General features: G+C 70.3%; 5 protein-coding genes and 1 pseudogene. 3 read left to right on the top strand and 3 right to left on the bottom strand.

What is annotated here, in order from left to right:
* A pseudogene (locus ADBZ5U_RS14670) lies at positions 1-376 on the bottom strand (DUF3152 domain-containing protein); the annotation flags it as partial.
* A gap of 78 nt (positions 377-454) precedes the next feature.
* Here ADBZ5U_RS14670 and fasR point away from each other — a divergent pair.
* Complete coding sequence (gene fasR, locus ADBZ5U_RS14665) at positions 455-1,090, top strand: HTH-type transcriptional activator FasR (RefSeq protein WP_526811404.1); 636 nt, start codon at positions 455-457, stop codon at positions 1,088-1,090.
* Position 1,091: 1 nt separating this feature from the next.
* On the opposite strand, the gene ADBZ5U_RS14660 is transcribed toward fasR, so the two are convergent.
* A complete protein-coding gene (locus ADBZ5U_RS14660) occupies positions 1,092-1,328 on the bottom strand; it encodes a DUF3107 family protein (protein WP_526811402.1) in 237 nt (78 codons plus the stop codon).
* 171 nt (positions 1,329-1,499) lie between these two features.
* Between ADBZ5U_RS14660 and ADBZ5U_RS14655 the strand changes: the two genes are divergently transcribed.
* Positions 1,500-2,015 (top strand): MmpS family transport accessory protein, encoded by a 516-nt coding sequence (locus ADBZ5U_RS14655; protein ID WP_526811400.1) that lies wholly within the window; start codon positions 1,500-1,502, stop codon positions 2,013-2,015.
* A 4-nt stretch (positions 2,016-2,019) separates the two neighbouring features.
* On the opposite strand, the gene ADBZ5U_RS14650 is transcribed toward ADBZ5U_RS14655, so the two are convergent.
* Positions 2,020-2,697 carry a ferritin-like fold-containing protein gene (locus tag ADBZ5U_RS14650; protein WP_526811406.1) on the bottom strand — a complete coding sequence of 226 codons (678 nt, stop codon included), beginning with the start codon at positions 2,695-2,697 and terminating at the stop codon, positions 2,020-2,022.
* 195 nt (positions 2,698-2,892) lie between these two features.
* Here ADBZ5U_RS14650 and ADBZ5U_RS14645 point away from each other — a divergent pair.
* The coding region (locus tag ADBZ5U_RS14645; protein WP_526811398.1) for a DEAD/DEAH box helicase at positions 2,893-4,280 on the top strand (1,388 nt) is incomplete at its 3' end.

Raw genomic sequence — 4,280 nt, 5'->3', positions numbered from 1 at the left:
TGGCGTCGAACTCGGTCAGCCCGCGCGGCGGGGCGCCGATGATGCTGGTGCCGGCCGAACCGATCGTCGGCGGGCCCTTCACCGGCTCCTCGGCGACCGGGGCCACGGTGCCGGTCATGGTCTGGTAGAGCACCACCCCGGTGAGCACGATCAGCACCGGCAGCGCATAGGCCCGCCAGCCGTAGTTGGCCAGGAACCGGCCCAGCCAGCTCTGCCCGGGCCGGTCAGCACCCACCTCGGGGTCGGCGCCGGGCCGGCCGGAGTCCTCCGCCGTCGGGCCGGCAATCGGGTCGCGCAACGCCCGCAGCGGCTCGTTCCACTCGCTCAGCAGAACCGGCACGCGGCCGCCACCGCGTGGCCCCGACTCATTGCTCACCGACCCAGGATCGCACAACGCGCGCGCGGGCGGCTCCGGGCACGCCCGTGTCGAGGTGCGGATAGTAGTGTCGTCCCGGTGACCAAGCCGACCGACACGGCCGCCCGCCAGCGGACCCGCGGCGGTCGGCTGCCCCGCGGCGAGCGCCGGGACCAGTTGCTGGTGATAGCCAGCGAGGTGTTCGTCGACCGCGGCTTCCACGCCGCCGGCATGGACGAGATCGCCGACCGGGCCGGAGTCAGCAAACCGGTCCTCTACCAGCACTTCTCTTCCAAGCTGAGCCTGTATCTGGCGGTGCTGCAGCAGCATGTCGACATCCTGGTGTCCGGGGTTCGCCAGGCCTTGCGCACCACGACCGACAACCGCCAGCGGCTGCGCGCCGCGGTGCAGGCGTTCTTCGACTTCATCGAGCACGACAGCCAGGGCTACCGGCTGATCTTCGACAACGACTACGGCAGCGAGCCCAAGGTCGCCGCTCAGGTGAAAGTGGCCACCGAAGCCTGCACGGACGCGGTGTTCGACCTGATCAGCCGCGATTCCGGCCTGGACCCGCACCGGGCCCGGATGATCGCGGTGGGCCTGGTGGGCATCAGCGTGGACTGCGCGCGGTACTGGCTCGACGCCGACCGGCCGATCTCCAAGGAGGACGCCGTCGAGGGCACGGTTCAGTTCGCCTGGGGCGGCCTGTCGCACGTGCCGCTGACCCGGGGCTGACTCAGGACGAGGCGACGCCGAAGCCGACCCGGCGCGTGTCGGCCGCGCCGATCTCGACGTAGGAGATCTTGCCGGTCTGGACCAGGAAGCGGCGGCCCTTGTCGTCGGTGAGGCTCAGGACGTCGGCGCCACCGGCGGCCAGCGCCGCCTTGATGTGGTGCTCGACCTGCTCGGGGGTCTCCGAACTGTTGAAGACCAGCTCCCGCGGGCTGTCCGAGACACCGATCTTGACCTCCACACCGGCCCCTTTCCTCAAGCGCGTTTCACAGCAGGCTAGTGGACGCCGCGCGGGGCCTTCAAAGCGGTGACGCGGCGGTGACGCAAACAAGGTGGTCAAGCTGTGGTCACAGCATGACAACTGCCCCGTGCGCCGTGTCGGGACGGGCGCCGGCCGCCGCAGACTGGCCGGGTGATCGAGGACCGACGGATCCACCTGACCCGCATCACGATGGCCGCGCTCGGCCTGATCGCCGCCGTCGCGGCCGTCATGTGCGTCATCAAGGCCGGCGAGGCCGCCGGCACCCGCAGCGCTCCGCGCACCGTGGTGGCCACCGTCGGCCCGCAGACGCCGGCGGCCGTGGCGCAGGGCAACGAACTGGGCGCGGAGGTGCCGGTGCGGTTGCCGGCCAATCCGATGGTGGCCTCGCAGCCGAAAGTCGATCTGCGCCAGATCGTCTACACGGTCACCGGCAATCAGCGGCCCGACGATCCGGTCACCGTGGTCTACGCCGACGAGACCGGCGCGTTGCGGACCGTGCAGAACGTGACGCTGCCCTGGAGCATGACGGTCGTCCCGAACCTGCCGGTGAACTATGTGACCGCCAACAGCCGCGGCAGCCAGCTCAACTGCTGGATCACCGACGCCGGCGGCGCGACGGTGGTGTCGCAGACCGACTACGGGATCAGCACCACCTGCAACCGGTAGCCGGTCAGGCCAGACCCAGGTGCTGCATCCGTTCGCTGTGGGTGCGCTGCAACCGCTCGTAGAGGTCGTTGACCTGCCCCAGACCGCCGCCGGCGAGAACCAGGTCCACCAGTTCGTCGCGTTCAGCGAGCACGTACTGCGCCTGGGTGATGGCCTCCCCCAGCAGTCGGCGCGCCCACAGCGCCAGCCGGCTGCGCTGACGGCCACTGTTGTCGACCGCGGTGACCACCTCGGCCACCACGAACTGCGAGTGCACCGTCTCGGCCAGCACCGCGCGCACCACGTCGGCGACTTCGGCCGGCAGCGAACCGGCGATGGCCAGGTACAGGTCGGCCGCCATGGCATCCCCGACGTAGGTCTTGACCAGCGCCTCCAGCCAGGTGCTGGGGGTGGTGAGCCGGTGATACTGCTCCAGCGCCGGGGCGTAGCGGGTCATGGCGGGCAGCACGTCGACCCCGCGTCCCTCCAGGGTTGAGCACAGCAGTTCGTAGTGGCCCATCTCGGCGGCGGCCATCCGGGCCATGTTGATCCGGCCGCGCAGATCCGGCGACATCCGGGCTTCCTCGGTCAGCCGGTAGAAGGCCGCGACCTCGCCGTAGGCCAGCAGGGCGAACAGCTCGTCGATACCGGGATGGTCGGCCGGGACCGTCGAGGGTGAGTCCCCCCGCACGGCGCCCGGCATCAACTCCACAGGAGCCACTGTAGTCGCCGGGGAAGGCCGAAAATCCTGGAAATCGGGCCGACCGGGTACCATGGGAGCCGGAAAATGTGCGTGCACGCAGTGGGCCCGCCTCCTCGGCGCGAGGCCCGCATTTCCGACGTCAACTCGTGCGCGCGTGAAGACAACGCAACGAGGAACGACAACGGAAGACCGCTCATGACACATCTGCATACCCACGCCCCGATCAGTTTCGCCCAGCTCGCCGTCCGCGACGAGATCGTCCGCGCCCTGGCCGAACAGGGCATCGAACACGCCTTCGCCATCCAGGAACTCACCCTGCCGCTGGCACTGGCCGGCGAGGACCTCATCGGTCAGGCCCGCACCGGCATGGGCAAGACCTTCGCCTTCGGCGTGCCACTGCTGCACCGCATCACCGGCCCGGGCGAACCGGAACTCAACGGCGCCCCGCGCGCCCTGATCGTGGTGCCCACCCGCGAGCTCTGCCTGCAGGTCTACGAGGACCTCGAGCACGCCGCGAAGTACCTCAAGGCCGACGGGGGCCGCCCGCTGAGCGTGGTCTCCATCTACGGCGGCCGGCCCTACGAGCCGCAGATCGAGTCGCTGCAAAAGGGCGCCGACGTCGTCGTCGGCACCCCGGGCCGGCTGCTGGACCTGGCCCAGCAGGGCCACCTGCAACTCGGCGGGTTGTCGGTGCTGGTGCTCGACGAGGCCGACGAGATGCTGGATCTGGGCTTCCTGCCCGACATCGAGCGGATCCTGCGCCAGACCCCCGACAGCCGGCAGTCGATGCTGTTCTCGGCGACCATGCCGGACCCGATCATCACGCTGGCCCGCACCTTCATGAACCAGCCCACCCACATCCGCGCCGAGGGTGTGCAGGGGTCGGCCACCCACGACACCACCGAGCAGTTCGCCTACCGGGCGCACGCACTGGACAAGATCGAGATGGTGGCCCGCATCCTGCAGGCCGAGGGCCGCGGCGCGACGATGATCTTCACCCGCACCAAGCGCACCGCGCAGAAGGTGTGCGACGAACTCGCCGAGCGCGGCTTCAAGGTCGGCGCGGTGCACGGCGACCTGGGCCAGATCGCCCGCGAGAAGGCGCTCAAGGCGTTCCGCACCGGTGAGGTCGACGTGCTGGTGGCCACCGACGTCGCCGCCCGCGGTATCGACATCGACGACATCACCCATGTCATCAACTACCAGATCCCCGAGGACGAGCAGGCCTACGTGCACCGCATCGGCCGCACCGGCCGGGCCGGCAAGACCGGTATCGCGATCACCCTGGTCGACTGGGATGAACTGGAGCGCTGGTCGATGATCGACAAGGCGCTGAAACTGGAGTGCCCGGATCCTTCCGAGACCTACTCCACCTCGCCGCACTTCTTCGAAGAGCTCGGTATCCCCGCCGGGGCGGGCGGCTCGATCGGGGCCGCACGCAAGCGGCCCGCGCCGCGGGACTCCAAGGACGCCACCCGGATCAGCTCCGCCGACGCCAAGGCCGACCGGCCGGCCCGCGATCGCTCGCCGCGCCGCCGGACCCGCGGCGGCGGCGAGGGCGGCACCGGGCTGGCCGCGACGGC

The sequence above is a fragment of the Mycobacterium sp. genome, assembly GCF_040398885.1.
GTDB lineage: Bacteria > Actinomycetota > Actinomycetes > Mycobacteriales > Mycobacteriaceae > Mycobacterium.
Note: the sequence above shows the minus strand (reverse complement) of the source record. Positions and strands in the feature narration are given on the sequence as shown.

Coding starts and splice junctions, on each gene's coding strand:
- ADBZ5U_RS14650 (WP_526811406.1), bottom strand. CDS start 2,697: ATGCCGGGCGCCGTGCGGGGGGACTCACCCTCGACGGTCCCGGCCGAC.